13 protein-coding genes and 1 tRNA gene are annotated in these 17,897 nt (G+C 41.0%); 3 read left to right on the plus strand and 11 right to left on the minus strand.

Features of this window, described 5'->3' with window-relative positions:
* Window positions 1-71 precede the first annotated feature (71 nt).
* Window positions 72-389 (minus strand): DUF6660 family protein, encoded by a 318-nt coding sequence (locus C8P64_RS02440; RefSeq protein ID WP_170106619.1) that lies wholly within the window; start codon window positions 387-389, stop codon window positions 72-74.
* A gap of 235 nt (window positions 390-624) precedes the next feature.
* Window positions 625-697: transfer RNA gene (locus C8P64_RS02445), tRNA-Gln, on the minus strand.
* A gap of 212 nt (window positions 698-909) precedes the next feature.
* Here C8P64_RS02445 and C8P64_RS02450 point away from each other — a divergent pair.
* Entirely contained in the window at window positions 910-4,218 is a 3,309-nt protein-coding gene (locus C8P64_RS02450) for a glycosyltransferase family 117 protein (RefSeq protein ID WP_108170463.1), read from the plus strand.
* 384 nt (window positions 4,219-4,602) lie between these two features.
* A complete protein-coding gene (locus C8P64_RS02455; RefSeq protein WP_108170464.1) occupies window positions 4,603-5,280 on the plus strand; it encodes a polysaccharide deacetylase family protein in 678 nt (225 codons plus the stop codon).
* On the opposite strand, the gene C8P64_RS02460 is transcribed toward C8P64_RS02455, so the two are convergent.
* From C8P64_RS02460 to C8P64_RS02500, 9 genes are all read right to left on the minus strand, one after another.
* The gene (locus C8P64_RS02460; protein WP_108170465.1) at window positions 5,264-5,560 is read right to left on the minus strand and encodes a thioredoxin family protein; all 297 of its coding nucleotides are present in this window, start codon (window positions 5,558-5,560) and stop codon (window positions 5,264-5,266) included. The genes C8P64_RS02455 and C8P64_RS02460 overlap by 17 nt on opposite strands.
* Before the next feature lie 75 nt (window positions 5,561-5,635).
* Window positions 5,636-6,862 carry a metallophosphoesterase gene (locus tag C8P64_RS02465; protein ID WP_108170466.1) on the minus strand — a complete coding sequence of 409 codons (1,227 nt, stop codon included), beginning with the start codon at window positions 6,860-6,862 and terminating at the stop codon, window positions 5,636-5,638.
* Between the two features lie 131 nt (window positions 6,863-6,993).
* Window positions 6,994-7,764 (minus strand): 3-hydroxybutyrate dehydrogenase, encoded by a 771-nt coding sequence (locus C8P64_RS02470; RefSeq protein ID WP_108170467.1) that lies wholly within the window; start codon window positions 7,762-7,764, stop codon window positions 6,994-6,996.
* A complete protein-coding gene (locus C8P64_RS02475; protein ID WP_108170468.1) occupies window positions 7,761-8,552 on the minus strand; it encodes an alpha/beta fold hydrolase in 792 nt (263 codons plus the stop codon). Before C8P64_RS02475 ends, C8P64_RS02470 begins: the two co-directional genes overlap by 4 nt.
* Window positions 8,553-8,573: 21 nt before the next feature.
* Window positions 8,574-11,048, minus strand: coding sequence for a TonB-dependent receptor (locus tag C8P64_RS02480; protein ID WP_108170469.1), 2,475 nt, complete (start codon window positions 11,046-11,048; stop codon window positions 8,574-8,576).
* Between the two features lie 129 nt (window positions 11,049-11,177).
* Entirely contained in the window at window positions 11,178-12,617 is a 1,440-nt protein-coding gene (locus C8P64_RS02485; RefSeq protein WP_108170470.1) for a tetratricopeptide repeat protein, read from the minus strand.
* Window positions 12,617-13,543, minus strand: coding sequence for an alpha/beta fold hydrolase (locus tag C8P64_RS02490; protein ID WP_108170471.1), 927 nt, complete (start codon window positions 13,541-13,543; stop codon window positions 12,617-12,619). The genes C8P64_RS02485 and C8P64_RS02490 overlap by 1 nt, the downstream gene beginning before the upstream one ends.
* A complete protein-coding gene (locus C8P64_RS02495) occupies window positions 13,521-15,038 on the minus strand; it encodes a class I adenylate-forming enzyme family protein (RefSeq protein WP_108170472.1) in 1,518 nt (505 codons plus the stop codon). The genes C8P64_RS02490 and C8P64_RS02495 overlap by 23 nt, the downstream gene beginning before the upstream one ends.
* On the minus strand, window positions 15,035-16,516 hold the full coding sequence (locus C8P64_RS02500; protein ID WP_108170473.1) for a sodium/pantothenate symporter: 1,482 nt from the start codon (window positions 16,514-16,516) through the stop codon (window positions 15,035-15,037). Before C8P64_RS02500 ends, C8P64_RS02495 begins: the two co-directional genes overlap by 4 nt.
* A gap of 216 nt (window positions 16,517-16,732) precedes the next feature.
* Here C8P64_RS02500 and C8P64_RS02505 point away from each other — a divergent pair, with 216 nt between their 5' ends.
* On the plus strand, window positions 16,733-17,710 hold the full coding sequence (locus tag C8P64_RS02505; protein ID WP_108170474.1) for an isoaspartyl peptidase/L-asparaginase family protein: 978 nt from the start codon (window positions 16,733-16,735) through the stop codon (window positions 17,708-17,710).
* Window positions 17,711-17,897 lie beyond the last annotated feature (187 nt).

Below are 17,897 nucleotides of genomic sequence, written 5' to 3' on the forward strand. Positions count from 1 at the left end.
TAGCGTCTTGGTCTTCAGAAAAACCGGGACTTTTGAAAAAAAGGATATAACTATCCTCTAAAAAAACTGAATTAAACTTTTGGAGGATCTAAAAAGGAAAGAATAGGTTCTTCCGCTGAACTGTCAAAATGAGCAAAAGCTTTAGATGGAATTTCCACAATTAAAGGCTCGAAGTGTGAGGAACCAAAATCTACTGTGTGAACATGGCAGCAATGGCAACTACAAAATGGAGGGCATAAATCTACTACATTTTCATGTGAATGGTCGAAATCTAAATCCTGATTAACAATTACTGTTACTTCTGAATCAGAAGTCAATTGTGAAGTATCATTATCATTACACGCTAATAAATTAAGCCCAAGTACGTAAAGAGATAATATGAGTGCCATTATTTTCACATCACAAAGATAATTAAATTGGCATGCACAGGGTGTGCAAAAAATATTGTAGCCATATAAATTTCAAATGGATGAAACCACGAGTCCTTACTACACCAATTGAAAATTCAGGGAAAACTAGTCATGAATATTCGTGAATAATTAAATAATAATAATTTTCGCCCCCTATTTAACCCCCTGTTAAAACAAAAAACCCTCAACTACAAGTAGTTAAGGGTTTTTCTTGTTGGCCTACTAGGGCTCGAACCTAGACTCTTCTGGACCAAAACCAGACGTGTTGCCAGTTACACCATAGGCCAATGCTTAAATGCGGATGCAAATTTAAAACAAAGTTTAGTTTACACAAACTTTTTATTGAAATTTTCCTGAAAAATTTAGCCTTTATTTTTCCCTGGCCCGCTTAGTCTTCATTTTCAGCTTTTTCCAAAATAAATGCTTTTGTCTTTCGTTTTTAAAGCATTCAGCATTTTATTATTAAATTCGCCACTTTAGTACAACTACTCTAGTATTTATGACAGATCTTAACTTTAGTAAGTGGAACAAAATCCTGGGATGGCTGGTTTTTGTGATCGCTTTGACTACCTACACGCTTACTCTGGAACCAACGGCAAGTTTTTGGGACGCCGGGGAATATATTGCTACCTCTGCAAACCTGGAAGTGGGACACCCCCCGGGAGCTCCATTTTACCAGATGATGGGCGCATTTTTTTCAACATTCGCCCCAGATAATTCCAAGGTTGCTTTAATGGTGAACTTTATGTCTGGTTTTGCCAGCGCCATAGCGATCATGTTTATGTTCTGGTCTATTACCATGCTGGTTTTAAAAGTTGCCGGCCCGGTTTCAAAACTGACTCCGTCGAAAAAAATGGCGGTTCTGGGTAGTTCTTTAGTAGGATCGCTGGCTTTTACATTTACCGATAGTTTCTGGTTCAATGCTGTGGAAGCTGAAGTTTATGCCATGGCCGCCTGCTTTATGAGCATCATGTTCTACCTGGGCCTTAAATGGGAAAGAGACATGTTCACCCCGAGGGGCAACCGCTGGATCATCCTGATCTCTTTGGTAATTGGACTGTCTTTTGGAGTTCACTTTATGGGGCTTCTTACCCTTCCGGCAATCGGATTCCTGTATTTCTTTAAAAACTATAAAGAAGTGACCGTTAAGAATTTTATCATCGCGAATGTGGTGGTGGTTGCAGTCCTAATGTTCATTTTCAAACTTCTGCTTCCTTATACCCTTACCTTCTTTTCGGCTTCTGAACTTTTCTTTACGAACAGCCTCGGAATGCCATTTAATACAGGAACGGTCATAGCGCTGCTGGTTATAGTTGCCGCTTTCTATTTTCTGATAAATTACACCCGAAAGAAAAACCTTTATAAATACAACACCCTGTTATTATGTATACTATTCGTGCTAATAGGATTCTCAAGTTGGGTGATGCTACCCATACGAAGTAACGCTCCAACCGTTATTAACGAGAACAGTCCCGATAACGCCAGGGAATTACTGGCTTACTATAACCGGGAACAATATGGAGAAACGCATTTATTCTATGGTCCGCAATGGTCTGAAATGTACTCAGGCCTAGATGCAGATAATCCATATGAAGACGCTAAACCTAAATATGAAAAAGACGAGGAGCTTGGAAAATATGTGATCGTTAACGAATACAAGAATGCCAAGCAAAACCTTGATGATGATCATAAGGCGGTCCTGCCACGTATGTGGAGTACAGAGCATGCTGTAAATTACATGGAGTTTACCGGCCCACTGGATTTCAAGATCAAAGCTGAATACCAGGGAGAAGAAAGACTTATACAAGCTGTAAACGAGTTTAAATCCCAATTCTCTCGCGGAGAGAGAGATATGGAAGACTACCATAACTTTCTAAGACAATTCAGCGAATACATTGACGTGGAAAAACCAAGTTTTGCTGAAAATATTGGCTACCTGCTGGAATACCAGATTGGCTATATGTACTGGAGATATTTCATGTGGAATTTCACCGGTCGTCAGGATGATATTCAGGGGAAATATACCGACCTCCACGGAAACTGGATCAGCGGAATAGACTTTATAGACGAAATGCATATTGGCAGCCAGGACAACCTGCCTTCAGATCTAAAGGATAATAAAGCCCGTAACACCTATTTCTTCCTTCCGTTCATTCTTGGATTGATAGGACTTGTTTTTCATCTGAAAAGAGACAAAAAGAATTTCTGGGTATTGATGGTATTTTTCCTGTTCACGGGAATTGCTTTAAAAATATACCTGAATGAACGCCCATTCGAGCCCAGGGAAAGAGATTACGCTTTGGTAGGATCTTTCTATGTTTTTGCGATCTGGATTGGCTTTGGAGTGTATGCGATATTTGATAAACTTAGAACCGTGATAAGCCCTAAGATAGTCGCGCCGGTTGTCATCGTAGGAAGTTTACTTTGCGTTCCTGTGCTGCTGGCTTCAGAGAATTGGGACGATCATGATCGATCAGGAAGAGATTCAGCTTTGGTCATGGCTAAGATGTATCTCGATTCGGTAGACGAAAATGGAATATTATTTACCATAGGAGATAATGACACCTTTGCACTCTGGTATGTTCAGCAGATCGAAAAGTACAGAACAGACGTTCGTATCGTGAACACCAGTCTTCTTGCTACCGACTGGTATATCGACCAGATGAAGCGTAAGGCTTTTGAAAGTGATGCGCTGCCATCTCAACTGGATAACGATTTTTACAACGGTAAGAACGATGCGATCTTCCTTAGAGAGGTGACCCAGGATACGATCCCAATTGGAACCTGGATGAATTATATTGAAAATGAAGATCCACGTACGCAGGCAGAGCTACAAAGCGGAACCTTCATTAATACCTTTCCTTCGAGACACGTGAGGATCCCGGTAGATAAACAAACCGTACTGAAAAATAATATCGTGGATGAATCTGAAGCTGATGAGATCGTAGATCATATCGATATAACCATCGGGGACCAGATCCTTTATAAGAACCGCCTATTAATGCTGGATATCCTGGCAAATAATGACTGGAAAAGACCGATCTATTTCACTGGCGGAAGCTTTGGTGATGAAGATTACCTGTGGATGAAAGATTACCTGCAACTGGAAGGGGTAACCTATAAACTGGTACCTATTCGTACACCATTGAATCCGCGAAATCCATTCGACATGGGTAGAGTGAATACAGAAAAGATGTACAATATCGTGAAGAACTGGGATTGGGGTAATATGGGATCAGATGATATTTATCACGATCCTGAAACCCGCAAGAATTCTATTACTTACAGAAGTAACCTTGCAAGACTGACTGAAAATCTACTAAGAGAAGGGGATACGATTCATGCTGAAGAGATCCTTGACCTGGGCATGAAACATATGCCGGTGGAATATTATGAATACTATACCCTGCTGGAACCTTTTATCACCGGTTATTACGAAGTAAACAAACCGGAAAAAGCCAGGGAGATCTGGGAAAAGGTCGCTAAGAAATACCAGGAAAACCTGGAATTCTTTAGCAGCTGGGAGGTAGAACGCCAATACAGGTATGCCGATGAGATCATAACAGATATGGAACGCTATCGCGGGCTAGTAGATATGATGATGGTTTATGAGGACCGGGAGACCGCGCAGAAGAAGGCAGAGGAATTCAACAATTACCTGCGCCTGTTCAGACATTTTTACCGTCAGGATGAAGAAATCGATGCCGACATAAAATCTCCTGAAGAAGAGATCATGGAAGCATTGGATGGAGCGGTGCCTGTGGAATCAAATATTGATTCAACCGCTATGGACTCTGTTGAAGAGTAGTGAGTAGTGAGTAGTGAGTAGTGAGTAGTGAGTAGTGAGTAGTGAGTAGTGAGATAAGTTGTTTCAAGGTTGCTCATTTGCGCATCATACGGACCAAAACTTATTAATTATTATGATGAATATCAGCCTGAGCGCCCTGAGCTTGTCGAAGGGTTGAAGGCTGATTTAGATTCATGCAGCGGAGAATCACCAAATTTTCAACAGAGAAAATCCTAAGAAATCGCTAATCTCTGAATTAGGTCAACGATAAAAAAACTTACCTTAAAGTTGAGATCGCTTCGTTGCACTCGCGATGACAGGTGAATTCAAAGATGAGAAGTTGAAATAATGAAATTATTATACTATATACCCAGAACGGCCAACAGATAATACAGAACATTAGAAATGAAACTCTTCCGTGCAAAATATCCATCTTTTCTTAAGCTTTTGTTCCCGGAAAGACTCACGCACATCGAGGACGATAAAGGCATCTACCTAACTTTTGACGATGGCCCGGTGCAGGAAGCTACGCCTTGGGTTTTAGACCTGCTTGGCAAACATGAAGCTAAAGCCACCTTCTTCTGTATAGGCGACAATGTGAAAAAACACCCAGATATTTTCCGAAGAATTATCGAGGAAGGACATGGTATTGGCAACCATACTTTCAATCACCTCAACGGCTGGAAAACTTCTGAATCAGAATATTTAGAGAACACTCAGCTGGCGGAAAAGATCATGACTGAAACCGGCAAGCAACTTAAAACTAACAACTCTAAACTACAAACCCCGAACTATTCCCTTTTTCGTCCGCCTTATGGGAAAATCAAAAATTCACAGGCAAAATCCTTAAAAGAGCAGGGCTATAAAATTGTAATGTGGGATGTAATAAGTGGTGATTACGATCGTGAATTTTCAGGTGAGGAATGCCTTGAAAATGTAATCGAAAACGCAACGCCAGGAAGCACTATCGTTCTCCATGACAGCAAAAAAGCGTTTAAAAACTTAAAGGTAATCCTTCCGCAGATACTGGATCACTACAAAGAAAAAGGATTGGAATTCAGAAGTCTTAAAGGTGTTCTTTAAGCAGACCTATGAGCGTATTGGCATCCTGTTCTCCGCTATGCCTCCACTTCATCTCTCCAGACTTGTAGATCATTAAGGTTGGCAGACCTTTTACACGCAGGGCTTCAGCCAACTGGGAGTTTTTGTCCACATCTATTTTAATAACTTTCGCCTTATCTCCCATTGCCGCCGCGACGTCTCTAAGCACCGGATGCATCGCTACAGAGGCATCATTCCATTCGGTATAGAAATCTAATAGTACCGGGATATTTAAGTCTACTAATTCACCAAATTTTGACATAATTCAGGATTTATTTTTAGCTCATGGCAACTACCACTTATGCCAGCTTTAATCAAATATAGGAAATTCTTGTAATTATGCGGGTTTCGAACCTCTTTTCAGTTCTATGACACTAATCTCGGGCCAGATGCCAACCCGTCCAGGATAGGCTAAAAATCCGAATCCGCGATTCACATTAATATAACGACCGGCCTCCTCATATATTCCTGCCCAGTGTTTATAACGGTACTGCACAGGACTCCATTTAAACCAACCCGGGATCTCGATGCCAAACTGCATTCCATGCGTATGTCCGCTCATGGTCAAATGATACTTCTTAGGATGCGTTTTCACCTCCTGTTCCCAGTGCGAAGGGTCATGGCTCAACAGGATCTTGAAATCATTCTCTTTTACACCTTCTCCGGCCTTTTCAAGATCACCTGCTTTTTTGAAGCCTCCGGCTCCCCAGTTCTCCACGCCTACCAGAGCTATTTTCTGACCGTCTTTTTCAATGAATCGATTCTCATTGAGCATCAGGTTCCAGCCCATTTCGGCATGTGTCTTTTTCAGGTTTTCAAGATTCTGAATTTTCGCCTCCTGACTTTCCCAGTTATGATAATCACCATAATCATGGTTTCCTAAGATGGAATAAACACCATCTGGCGCCTTTATTTCTGAAAACAGCTCTTTCCAGTTGTCCATTTCTGAAGCCTTATTATTCACAAGATCACCCGTAAAAACCACCAGGTCGCTCCCCTGCTCTTTCAGCAGATCAACACCATATTGTATCTTATTTTTATTATCGAAACTACCGCTATGCACATCACTGATCTGGCTTATTCGGTAGCCATCGAAAGCTTCGGGAAGATCTTCGAAATAGAGGGTATATTTTAAGACCCTGAAGTTATATCGACCCTTATACATTCCGTAGAGCAAACCTGCAAAAGGAATTGCGGCAAGACCAATGGCGATGGTGCTAATGAACTTTCTGCGGGAAGGCATATCAAAACTTTCAGAAGGGCCAAAGAATTTCTGAATCCCGGCAATTGGCAATCGAACCACATCTTCTCCCAGCATCACTAACGAAAGAACAATTTTCCCCACAAAAAAGGCCAGGAAAATACCAATCGCATAACCTCTGCCGCCTCCAAATCCATCATTTGGTGCCGGCTGATTGAATTGATAGAATAAGTTTGCAATGACTATAGCCGAAATGATGAAGTAGAGCATTCCAACCCAGATGTTCTTTGAAAAGACCCGTAAGACCTGGTAAGCATAAAGATCAACGATAAGATAGATCGCTGCAAGAATTAACCAACGCATTAAAACAATTTTTTACGAAGATATTGTGAATCCCGTTTGAAGCGTAGGTTTTTAATTCATTTTAACTAATAACGAAATAGGCAGGATAAATTATTTACCCCGCCTATGTCTTCCAAACCAAACTATAAAATTTACTGTGCGCTCCAGCCACCGTCCAGCACATAGGCCGATCCGGTGATCGCTGAAGAATCTTCCTTCGCTAGAAACAATGCCAGTTCGGCAATCTTCTTCTCCGGAATGAATTCCTTAACGGCCTGTTTCTTTAACATGACCTGTCTTACTACTTCTTCTTCGGAAAGGTTATGAGCTTTTGCCTGATCTTTTATCTGTCCTTCTACCAAAGGAGTTTTTACGTAACCGGGACAAATCGCATTGCAGGTAATATTACCCCCTGCTCCTTCCAGTCCCAGAACTTTGGTAAGACCAATAACCCCATGCTTAGCCGAGACGTAAGCAGATTTATATTCTGATGCCCTTAAACCATGCACCGATGAAATATTAATGATCCTTCCAAAACCGTTCTTTTTCATGGACGGCCATACTGCCCTTGAGGCTACAAATACCGAAGAGAGGTTGATCGCAATGATATCGTTCCATTTCTCCAGCGGAAATTCTTCTACTTTAGAAACATACTGTATCCCGGCATTATTGATCAACACATCTATCTTTCCGAATTCTTTCAGGGTTTTAGCGATCAATTGATTGATGGCTTCCTGATCTTTTAAATTCGCGTTAGAGAAGGCTGTTTTCACCGAATTTTCTATTCCTATCTTTTCGGCGATCTCAGGCCCATTCTTTTCCAGCCCATGGAACATGATATCATAACCGTTCCGGGCAAATGCCACGGCGATAGATTTTCCTATTCCACTGGTGCTACCCGTGATCAATGCAACTCTACTCATGATCTAAAAAATTTTAAAAGTTCTTCATTAAATTGCTCCGGCTGATCCATGGTAACCCCGTGACGGGAGTTTTTGATCACTTCCAGCCTGGCATTTTTCATTTTCGACGTATAAGATTCCTTTAATTCCACCGGGGTGTAATCCAGATCTGAAGCCACCACCAGCGCTGGAACGTCTATTGTTTTTACTTTCTCTCCGATCCCCCAATCCATCAGGGTAATGAAGGAATTATAATATGCCTCCAGGTCGTTGAGACTGGCTCTTTCATAGAACGCATCGCGGAGATGCTTTTGTTCTTCTTCCGGAAACATGCCTTCAGCAACTTTTTCTGCCATGGCGTTCATTCCCTTGGTCCGCAATAATTCTGTACGCTCTTTGATCATCTGCTCTCCCATTTGGCCTAGCGCATTAAAATCTGGCGCAGTATTTACGATGACCAATTTCGAGATAAGCGATCTATACTTTACAGCCATTTCGAAAGCAACGGCTCCTCCCATAGAAAAACCTACGAGCATACATTTTGATATTCCCAGTTCATCGAGGAGATGTTTCATATCCTCGGCACATTTGGAAACCCCGTAAGCCTCTTTTCCTTCAGGCTTGGAAGAATTCCCATGCCCTCTCAAGTCTGGAGCTATGATCCGGAACTCCTTAGAAAAAGGCTCCACTTGCAGATCCCAATCAGCTTTGGTAGATCCTAACCCATGGAGAAGAAGAATTACTTCTCCTTCTCCCCGGTCAAGATATTCCAGGCTAATCCCGTTCTTTAAATCTTTTTTCCTGATCATCTGTCTAACAGGATTTGATTCTTAATTCTTTCCTATTGGCAGGTGATATTTTAGCTCAACCAAGAACAATCTTCCGATCTCTGGAGAAGCTACGAACTGTCTTACTTCAGAATCAAACAGGTTGGTTACAGAAGCTCCCACGGTCCAGTTCTCATTGAATTTATATCCTACATTCAGATCAAGATTGAAGAATCCTCCTAACGGCCCATAGTTCCAGGTTCTACCATTTCTGGCATTTTCGATCACATCATCTACCCCATCTCCATTAAGATCCTGAGTTTCTGCAGCGATATTGATCCCTGAAAAGAAATCATATTCCTGCACATATCTTCCGTAAAGTGAACCGAAGAATTTTGGTCCTGTGTAGTAATATCCGATTCCGAATTTATTTTCAGGAGTATTCAAAGGAAGGTCTGTATCTAATACCAAACCATCTCTGTTCCCGTCATTGGCAGGATCATTTTTGTCTATATCGTATCCAAAATATGAGTAGTTGAAAGAAAGCCTGTTCTGGTCGTTGATGAAGTAATTGATCCCAAGATCTGCTCCGTAAGTATCAACCTTACCGAAGTTAAGATAGGTAAGCACAAAAGATCCATCTGAACCAGGAATTAAATCCCCTATTGGAGTATCACCTCTTCTGGCCACCGGAGAGGTCGCAGAAATATTGATCAAAGGGCTCAGGAAGTCTTCAGACATATTGTAGTAAGCATTCGCTTCGAAGAAAGTCTTTTCTCCAAATAACTTTCCTTTATATCCAACTTCCCAGGACTTGATAGTTTCCACTTGCAGTTCAGGAATTTCTGTTCCGTCTTGAAGGGTGAATCCTTCCCCGTTACCTAATACAAGACCTCCAAAAAGGTTTCCGCTTAGGTTAAGAATAGATGGAGCGGCGATCCCTTTTCCATAAGTAAGTCTGAAACTACCAAAATCGAAATTCTTTACGATCGCAGCTTTAGGAATGAAGTTTCCTCCATATAATTCATGATCATCATATCTACCAACAAAAAGAAGGTCTAAACCGGCATCTTCGAAAGTATATTCCAATTGTCCATAAACACCAACCTGGTCTATTTTGATCCCTCCTTCATCCAAAAGATAAGTTCCTTTAGAATCGGCATTATCCTGCTGATATTGCGCTCCAATCACATAGGTTAAATTCCCGAAATTGTTGTTGTACTGAGCTTCAGCATTCAGTCTTTTAGAAGCATCTTTAAATACAGATCCTCTAGGGAGGCTAATCCCACCATTCGGGATACCTTCGATTGGGAACCACTGTTCAGTAAAAGATCTTTCCAAAGCTTCAGCTTCAGTAAATCCATTATTTATAAAAGAAACATAGTTCTGTGTACGCTGGTTGATCGCGTAAGTATCATCTGTCTTACTCCAGGTATGGTAAAGGTTTCCATAGAAATGAGGAGACACATATTTTAACTGAAGGTAGTCTATAGACCAATCCTTGATCTGGTTTCTACCAGCATTGGTAACTCCAAGATTCGAGTTATTACTATGTCCGTAAGATGCGATAAGGTCACTGGTTTCATCTAAACCGTAGTATACCGCTGCACCATATTTTGTAGTAGAAAAATCTCTGTCAAGTTCTAATTCGTCATATGCAGTAGTTCCTACATATACAGAATCCACATAATCGAATTCTTCTCCCTGGGTTCTTTCTCCCCAAACTTTAAAAGCAAGATTATCATTCACTTCCATGGCATAACGGCCACGAGCAGTGAATTGCTTCTGGTTACCAGCACCTAATACAAGGTCTAAACCTTCAGAAGTACGAGGATCTTTTGTTAATGTGTTTACAAGTCCGTTATGAGCGTTTGGCCCATAAAGAGCTGCGTTAGGTCCTAAAATGATCTCAACTCTTTCGATATCCTCTTTAGTGATCGTAGTAAATGAGCCTAAAGGAAGCCCTGTGGCTACTAATGAAGATATCCTGCCGTCTTCCACCTGAAGGTTTTTGGAGTTAAAGGCAGAGTTAAATCCACGAATGTTGATCCCGGTTCCCTGAACCCCTGTTCTTACGAAGTCAACCCCTTTTTGTCTCGCGGCAAGTTCACCTGGATTTGGACCAGGAAAATCTGCTATCTGCTGAGCGCTGATCACGTTTACCGTAGCCGGAGCCCTCGTTATTTTTTGTGGTCTTCTATTTGCTGAAACTACCACCTCATCCATTACAGATGCTGAAGGTTCCAGGCTAAAATCCATTTTCATATCCTCACCAGCTTGTATGGCAATATCTCTGGTAACGGTCTCATACCCTATAAAAAATACTTCGATAGTATAATTATCGGGATCAAGCTCAAGTTTATAATATCCACTTTCGTTGGTTGTAGCCCCGGTATTGGTCCCTCTTACAATTATATTGGTTCCTAGTAAAGGTTCCCCGGTAGCGGCATCGGTTATAGTTCCGCTAATACTTCCCGTCTGAGCGTACGCAAATACCCCAAACAGTAAGCTCATCATGGTGAAAAGTTTGATCTTCATAAAAGATGTTTTAAATTATTTTAAGACGAATTTAACAAGAGGTTGCACCAATCGACACCCGAGGATAAGATTGTGAAGTATGACCAATGGTTTCTTAGGCGGAATTTAGCCTCAAAGAGAACTTTTACCCTAGTAAATTAGAGACTTGTCGCTAAAGTGTGACTTTAATTTTGAAAAGAACCCCGGCTGGGTAAAAGCAAGTCTATCTATGAAATCATCTAAGGCGATGAATCCTTCTGAATCCAGCTGGGAAGCAGATTCTATGCTCTGGATAAGCTGCTCGAAAAGTTTATCTTCAGAATACTGCCCGTTGAGATAATTGGCCAGATGATAATACCAGTGGATCTTCGGAATAAAGTTTTCACGCCCCATGACCTCAGCTTCTCTCTCCAGCAAATTGTACTTATTGGTAACCTTTATCACCTCAACAGGCTTTTCAGCCGTAGTAAGCAGCATTAAATAGTTAGAAAAGAATCGACTCCAGCGATGCTCAAAAACATACTTTCGGTTCTCATGAAGAAAGTTCCTGGCAAAGGTTTCAGCAATGGCGATCCTTTTATTTCTAACCAGCGTACGCACATAATGCGTGGCGAAGCCTAATTTCTGATGATGATTAAATGATGCCTTAAAAAGTTTATAGTTTTCGGTAAGCAGATCAAGAGCCTCTTTATTCTTATCCTTTTTCAGCAGGATTGCTACCAGGTTATTCAGGTAAAAGAGTTTATCACTATTATCCTGCTTCACCGATAAATGCGCATAATATTCAGCCTGGTCCAGATCATTAAGGTTGGAATGCAGGATCACCCGATTTGCATAATAGTTGAATAGCACGCGGCGGGAGTACATTAAACCGTTCTTGAAACATTCATCGATATAATCGAACATTTCTTTAGCTTTTTCATACTCCTTGTAGTTGAAATACAAGAAAACCAGCCTTATAAAAGCGTGGTATTTATTTCGACCATCGAGTTCATCGTCATATAAATACTCCAGAAGTTTCGATTCCCAGTGCTTGGTATTGATCTTTTGAGAGGTATACTGCCTGATAAGATCCTTGGTAGCATGAAAGATCTCATCTTTCACCTTTAATGACTTCAGGTAATATTTCTCATTTTCTCTGAGAAATTCACCGGTTACTTCACAATCCTGGTATCTAAACCTCACTAGCAAATAGTCCTGGTATTCTCTTACCAGCTCATAGAATTTCTGAAAATAAAAAGAGGTATGACCATATACGCTAATAAATTCCAGCAGCTCCTTTTCTTCGGGAGAGGAAATGGTATCGGTAAGGATCTGTTTTTCGATATGGCTCAGGTACTCAAGGTGAGCGTCCACATCTGCCTTTTTCAGCTTTTTGGAGATCCATTTTTTGATGTAGGCATACTTACGTTTGTCAATATTTTCATCAAAATCTTCTGAAGAAAAAAAACGCTCGGCATTACGGCAAACCTTATTTAAAATCTCTTCCTTTTCATCGTCCCTTATTCTATTCTCCTTTTGCAGGTAGGCTGCCTCATGGGGCAATACGCCTTCAGAAAAATCGGTGAATATTTTAAGTTTAGATTTCATTATTCAAGAAAATCCCTGATCTCTTTATTTACTTTTTCAGATTGTTCAAAATTAACAAAGTGCCCCGCTTCATCGATGGTTTTCACTGCAATATTATTGAATTTTTCTTCGGAAGTCTTAACGAGACTAGCTATACTTTCAGAAGGATGAAAATACTTGTTAGGAATGAGCATATCGTTCTTCCCGAAGATCATTAAAACCGGAATTTCAATTTTGCCGATTTCGTCGATCACCGGCTCCTCCAGCATGGCATGTATGTTATTTACCACGGTTTCTGCATAATCCTGAAAATCTTCCGCAGATTTCATAGCGATACGATCATCTACCATGGCCTGGGCATCTTCGGGGAAAGAATAGAAATTCATCTTGTAATTAGCCAGAACCTGTTCATCTGAAGCTCCCACCAGCATCGCCGGTGTATATGAGGCTTTCATAATGGTAGCTTCCTGAGCGGTGAAGGTCTCGATGCCCGCGGGCGCGATTAGGACCAGTTTTTTATAGGTTTCCGGATATTTTAAAACTGAATGCATGGCAATCTGCCCACCCATGGAATGACCTGCCAGAACAACATTTTTAAGATCCATCTTCTCTACGATTTCATTTAATATGCCGGCATATTCTGAAAGGCTGTAATCGGTCTTGCTGCGGGATGATTTCCCATACCCGGGAAGATCTATAGCGATACATCGATAATCTGAACTTAACCCGGCTATATTTTTCTTCCATGAATCCAGATTACTGGAAAGACCATGAACAAAAAGAAGGGTCTCTTCTCCACTACCTTCATCGGCATATGCAATCGTTTCAGAATTTAATTTAATGGTTTTCACAGGCAGATGGTAGGTTACTGTTTCACTTATCTTTTCTTGTGCGGCTAGGGAGGTTAAGACCAGGCTGAAAAGACTAAATAATATCCTTTTTTTCATATTGAATAAGCTTAAACATTTCTTTTAATTTTTTCCGGTCTATTTTCCCAATTCCAGATTTAGGCAGGGAATTCAGGAAAACAAAATGTCTCGGAACTTTATAAGAGGTCAAATGATGCTTTAGTTTTTCGGTGAGCCCATCTTCGGTAAGATCCTGTATATTACCCTGCAAAAATGCTACTCCCACTTCTCCCCAGTCCTCATCTTCTACACCAATGACCGCAGCTTCTTTCGCGAAATTATTTTTTAGAATCGCATTCTCGATTTCTAGCGGATAAATATTCTCACCCCCGGAAATAAACAATTGATTCTTCCGGCCTACCATATACATAAAACCTTCGGCATCCATCCTTACCATATCCCCGGTGTAAAACCAGTCATCCCTTATCTTTTCCAGGGTATAGGCCGAATTGTTCCAGTAGCCCGGGGTAACGATAGCGCCTCTTAAGCATAGTTCACCGTGTTCATTGGCACCGACTTCTTTCCCATCTTCATCAACGATCTTATGGTCCACATAAAAATTAGGCTTCCCTATCGATCCCTTTTTCCAAATGGCATCATGATGATGCAGGGAAGTGATACAGGGCCCGGCTTCGGTAAGACCATAACCCTGCCTGAGCAGGATGCCTTTTTCAGCCCATTTATCAATTAACGGGATAGAAAGATCTTCCCCCCCAACTACAATATATTTTAATGCTGGTGCTTTAAAATCCTTGAAAGCAGGATGCTTAACCATCATCCTGAGCATGGTAGGAATGGCTAAAAAGAGACTGATAGAATTCTTCTGAATATAGTAAAGAACCTTTTTAGGTTTAAAAGATTTCAGAAAATCCACCCTAGCCCCGCGATGCAACATTGGTAAAAGCAGCACATTCCATCCTGAGGTATGATAGGGCGGCAAGGCATTCAGGGTAAAATCTGCCGAGGTGATCTCCAATTGAACCGAGGTATTCAAACTATTCCAGAAAAGCATGCGGTTTGTATAAAGCACACCTTTTGGTTTCCCGGTGGTTCCCGAAGTATAGAAAATGAAAACTGCCTGTTCGGGATCTATTTCGGTAAGCTTTTGCTCAATTTTCACTGCTGAAGATTCTTCAAAAAGTGCTTCCAGGGAAACCTCATTAAAGAAAACCTCGTTCTTTAGATCCTGTTGCTTCAGCTGAAAATCATCTTCGAAGATCAATAATTCCGGCTCAACATCCTGAACGCAATAGGCCATTTCTGAAACCGTAGAACGATAATTCAATGGAACCAGGATCGCGCCCATTCTTTGCGCCGCGATAAATAGAATCAGATACTCTGGAGAATGTGCCGCCAGCACGGCAATACGATCTCCTTTTTCAATAGAATATTCCTTTTTGAGATAAGCCTCTAGTTTCAGGGAGAGCAGATTCAACTCTTTATATGTATAGACCTTCCCGGAATCGACCGATGCCACCGCCTTTTTATCGGGGGTGTAATCTGACCATTTTCCTATCCAATCGAAATAATTCATGCTTTCTTTCTACTTACTAAATATAGAGAATTACCAATAACAAAAGATGCCACAACGGCTATGGCCGCAGATACGCCTGGATTGTTCACCGGCTCCTGCATATAGTGAGTTATCCTGCCATAGTAAATAATAAAATGGATCGCCACCGCTGAAAAACTCGCGATAAAAACCGCATTCTTACTCACCTTCTTGAAATAAATACCAAACAACACCGGCACAAAAGCGGCCGCGAAATAGGCGTATACCCCATTCTGGGCAAAAATAGCCACGCTCACATTAGGATCTACGATCTGGTCGTAGCTCAAAAAGAAACTTACTATCGCTAGCAATATGATCACGATCTTATTCAGGCCTACCTGGTTGAAATTTTCATTCTTACTCAACGGCGCAATAAGATCTGTAGTAATAGTCGTTGAAAGCGACTGAATTAATGCTTCCAGAGTAGATAATCCCGCAGAGATCAATCCCGCTACAATGATCACCCCCACCCCGGCAGAAAATGTTTTTACTACGTAGGCAGAAACCAATTCATCCATTTTCAAAGCTGTGCCGTCAAGACTGAGATCTGGAAAAGTGATCCTCGCATATAAGCCAACCACCACTACCAGGAAGAAAAAACTCATACAAATTATTGCTACAGTAAGATATTCATTGATCGCCTTTTCACTTCTTAGAAAAAGCGTTTTAGTAATAATATGTGGCTGACAAACAATAGCAATCCCGATAATGATCTGGCAGATGATAATTTCAAAATAATCCCTGAACAGAAAACTTTCCGGATTCGTAGTTTTAGTAAGATTAGGATCTATTTCATTCAGCAAGCTAACAAAGCCATCAAACCCATTCGAGAAATATTCAGATCCAGACATCAATAAAATGATCGCAACCACAAACATGATGATCGCCTGAACTGTATTGGTGTAAACCATCGAATTAGCCCCACCAAACATTGTATACCCAAACACAAAAGTGATCAAGCCCATGAGGACATAGAAAGGTTCCAGGTTAAGAGATTTAGAAATGATCTGGGTTAGACCTACACAGATAAGAACAATAAAAGTGATGAGCAATAACGAAAGAATGGCAAAGAAAATAGTGAGCCCTTTTGAATCGTAACGCTTCCCTATCCATTGCGCCATGGTCAAGGCTTTCACAGTTGAACCATATTTCTGGAAAGATTTTGTAAAAAATATAAGGGACGCAAAGATCGCTATAGGCATCACGATACCAAATGAGATTAATCCTGAGAAACCGTATAACGCGATAAACCCTGGATTTATAATAAAAGTTGCCGCACTGGTCATGGATGCCGCCAGTGATAAACCTACCGCCCAGGCAGGAAATCCACTACTCCCAATAGCGAAATCATCTATATTCTTGGTTTTGAGATTCCCTCTTATCACAAAAAAGAGAATTACCATGGCATAGACCACAAGGAGAATAGTAACGTATAGTGACCAGGTTTCTGAGGCGAACATAAATATGATATTAAGGTCGTGAAATTAAGATTATATTAACATGAATCAACCTCAATCAAAGATTTTAAAAGTATGACTTAAGACTCATATAAAATTTTCAATCGCTTAACGACTGTTCAAATGCTATTACCATAAGTGCGACTTATCATTATTAAGCCTTTATCGAGGCTTTTAATATATTTACATCAAGACTTAGTTTACCATAAAAACCCGGTAATGAAGCGTAGAAATTTTATAATTAATACAGGTATAGCCGGAGCAGCCTTAAGCGCTACTCCTTCCCTGTTCTCCCAACCAATATTAAACGAATTAAAGATGAATAAAAGTTATCCGGTAGCGGTAGCGACCTGGAATTTTCAGAATGCCACTAAAATGGCCGGAAAAATGCTCGAAAATGGTGCTTCAGCTTTAGATGCCGTGGAAAAAGGCGTCATGGTAGAAGAAGCAAACCTAAAGAATACCACTGTTGGAGATGGCGGAGCACCAGACCGTGATGGTAATGTCACCCTGGACGCCTGCATTATGTCTCCGGAAGGAAATGCTGGTTCGGTAGTTTACCTAAAAGAGATCGCTCACCCGGTATCAGTTGCCAGGAAAGTGATGGAAGAAACTCCACATGTGATGCTTGCCGGGGAAGGCGCATTGCAATTTGCCATTCAGCAAGGCTTTCAAAGAAAGAACCTGCTCACAGAAGATTCAGAAAAAGCATGGAAAGAATGGCTGGAGCATAAAGAATACAAACCTATTATCAATATTGAAAACCATGATACCATCGGGATGTTGTGTCTCGATGAAAATGGAGATATCGCGGGAGCCTGCACTACCTCGGGACTTTCTTATAAAATGAATGGTCGCGTGGGAGATTCCCCGATCATCGGCGCAGGATTATTCCTGGACAACGAAGTAGGCGGAGCTGTTGGCACCGGGATGGGAGAAGCCATTATGAAAAGCGTGGGTAGTTTTTTGATCGTGGAATTAATGCGACAGGGAAAATCTCCGCAGGAAGCCTGTGAAGAGGCGGTGATGAGAACTGTGCGAAAAGCACCAAATCATAAGGATTTCCAGGTTGCTTATGTAGCCATGAATAAGCAAGGCGAAATTGGATCTTATTGCATACATAAAGGATTCAGTTATGCGAAGTTCCATAATGGCGAAAGCACTAATAATTTGAGCCTTTCCTATATGGAAGAGTAGTATTTTTCACATCCTTTCCTCGAATGAAATAATGATCATCATTCATTGAATTCGAAATTCCTGGTTCAATACTCGAATTTCACATGTCAGGCTGAGCGCAGTCGAAGCCGATTGAAATGCATAAAGTAAATGGATTGTTATTTGCTTATTGTTCATTGTTTGCAAGGAAGAGTGCTAATATCTTTGT

The sequence above is a fragment of the Christiangramia gaetbulicola genome (assembly GCF_003054225.1).
Classification (GTDB): domain Bacteria; phylum Bacteroidota; class Bacteroidia; order Flavobacteriales; family Flavobacteriaceae; genus Christiangramia; species Christiangramia gaetbulicola.

What these genes read in the sequence shown, in the direction of transcription:
- C8P64_RS02440 (WP_170106619.1), bottom strand. Translation starts at nt 389, where the DNA reads ATGGCACTCATATTATCTCTTTACGTACTTGGGCTTAATTTATTAGCG.
- C8P64_RS02450 (WP_108170463.1), top strand. Translation starts at nt 910, where the DNA reads ATGACAGATCTTAACTTTAGTAAGTGGAACAAAATCCTGGGATGGCTG.
- C8P64_RS02455 (WP_108170464.1), top strand. Translation starts at nt 4,603, where the DNA reads ATGAAACTCTTCCGTGCAAAATATCCATCTTTTCTTAAGCTTTTGTTC.
- C8P64_RS02460 (WP_108170465.1), bottom strand. Translation starts at nt 5,560, where the DNA reads ATGTCAAAATTTGGTGAATTAGTAGACTTAAATATCCCGGTACTATTA.
- C8P64_RS02465 (WP_108170466.1), bottom strand. Translation starts at nt 6,862, where the DNA reads ATGCGTTGGTTAATTCTTGCAGCGATCTATCTTATCGTTGATCTTTAT.
- C8P64_RS02470 (WP_108170467.1), bottom strand. Translation starts at nt 7,764, where the DNA reads ATGAGTAGAGTTGCATTGATCACGGGTAGCACCAGTGGAATAGGAAAA.
- C8P64_RS02475 (WP_108170468.1), bottom strand. Translation starts at nt 8,552, where the DNA reads ATGATCAGGAAAAAAGATTTAAAGAACGGGATTAGCCTGGAATATCTT.
- C8P64_RS02480 (WP_108170469.1), bottom strand. Translation starts at nt 11,048, where the DNA reads ATGAAGATCAAACTTTTCACCATGATGAGCTTACTGTTTGGGGTATTT.
- C8P64_RS02485 (WP_108170470.1), bottom strand. Translation starts at nt 12,617, where the DNA reads ATGAAATCTAAACTTAAAATATTCACCGATTTTTCTGAAGGCGTATTG.
- C8P64_RS02490 (WP_108170471.1), bottom strand. Translation starts at nt 13,543, where the DNA reads ATGAAAAAAAGGATATTATTTAGTCTTTTCAGCCTGGTCTTAACCTCC.
- C8P64_RS02495 (WP_108170472.1), bottom strand. Translation starts at nt 15,038, where the DNA reads ATGAATTATTTCGATTGGATAGGAAAATGGTCAGATTACACCCCCGAT.
- C8P64_RS02500 (WP_108170473.1), bottom strand. Translation starts at nt 16,516, where the DNA reads ATGTTCGCCTCAGAAACCTGGTCACTATACGTTACTATTCTCCTTGTG.
- C8P64_RS02505 (WP_108170474.1), top strand. Translation starts at nt 16,733, where the DNA reads ATGAAGCGTAGAAATTTTATAATTAATACAGGTATAGCCGGAGCAGCC.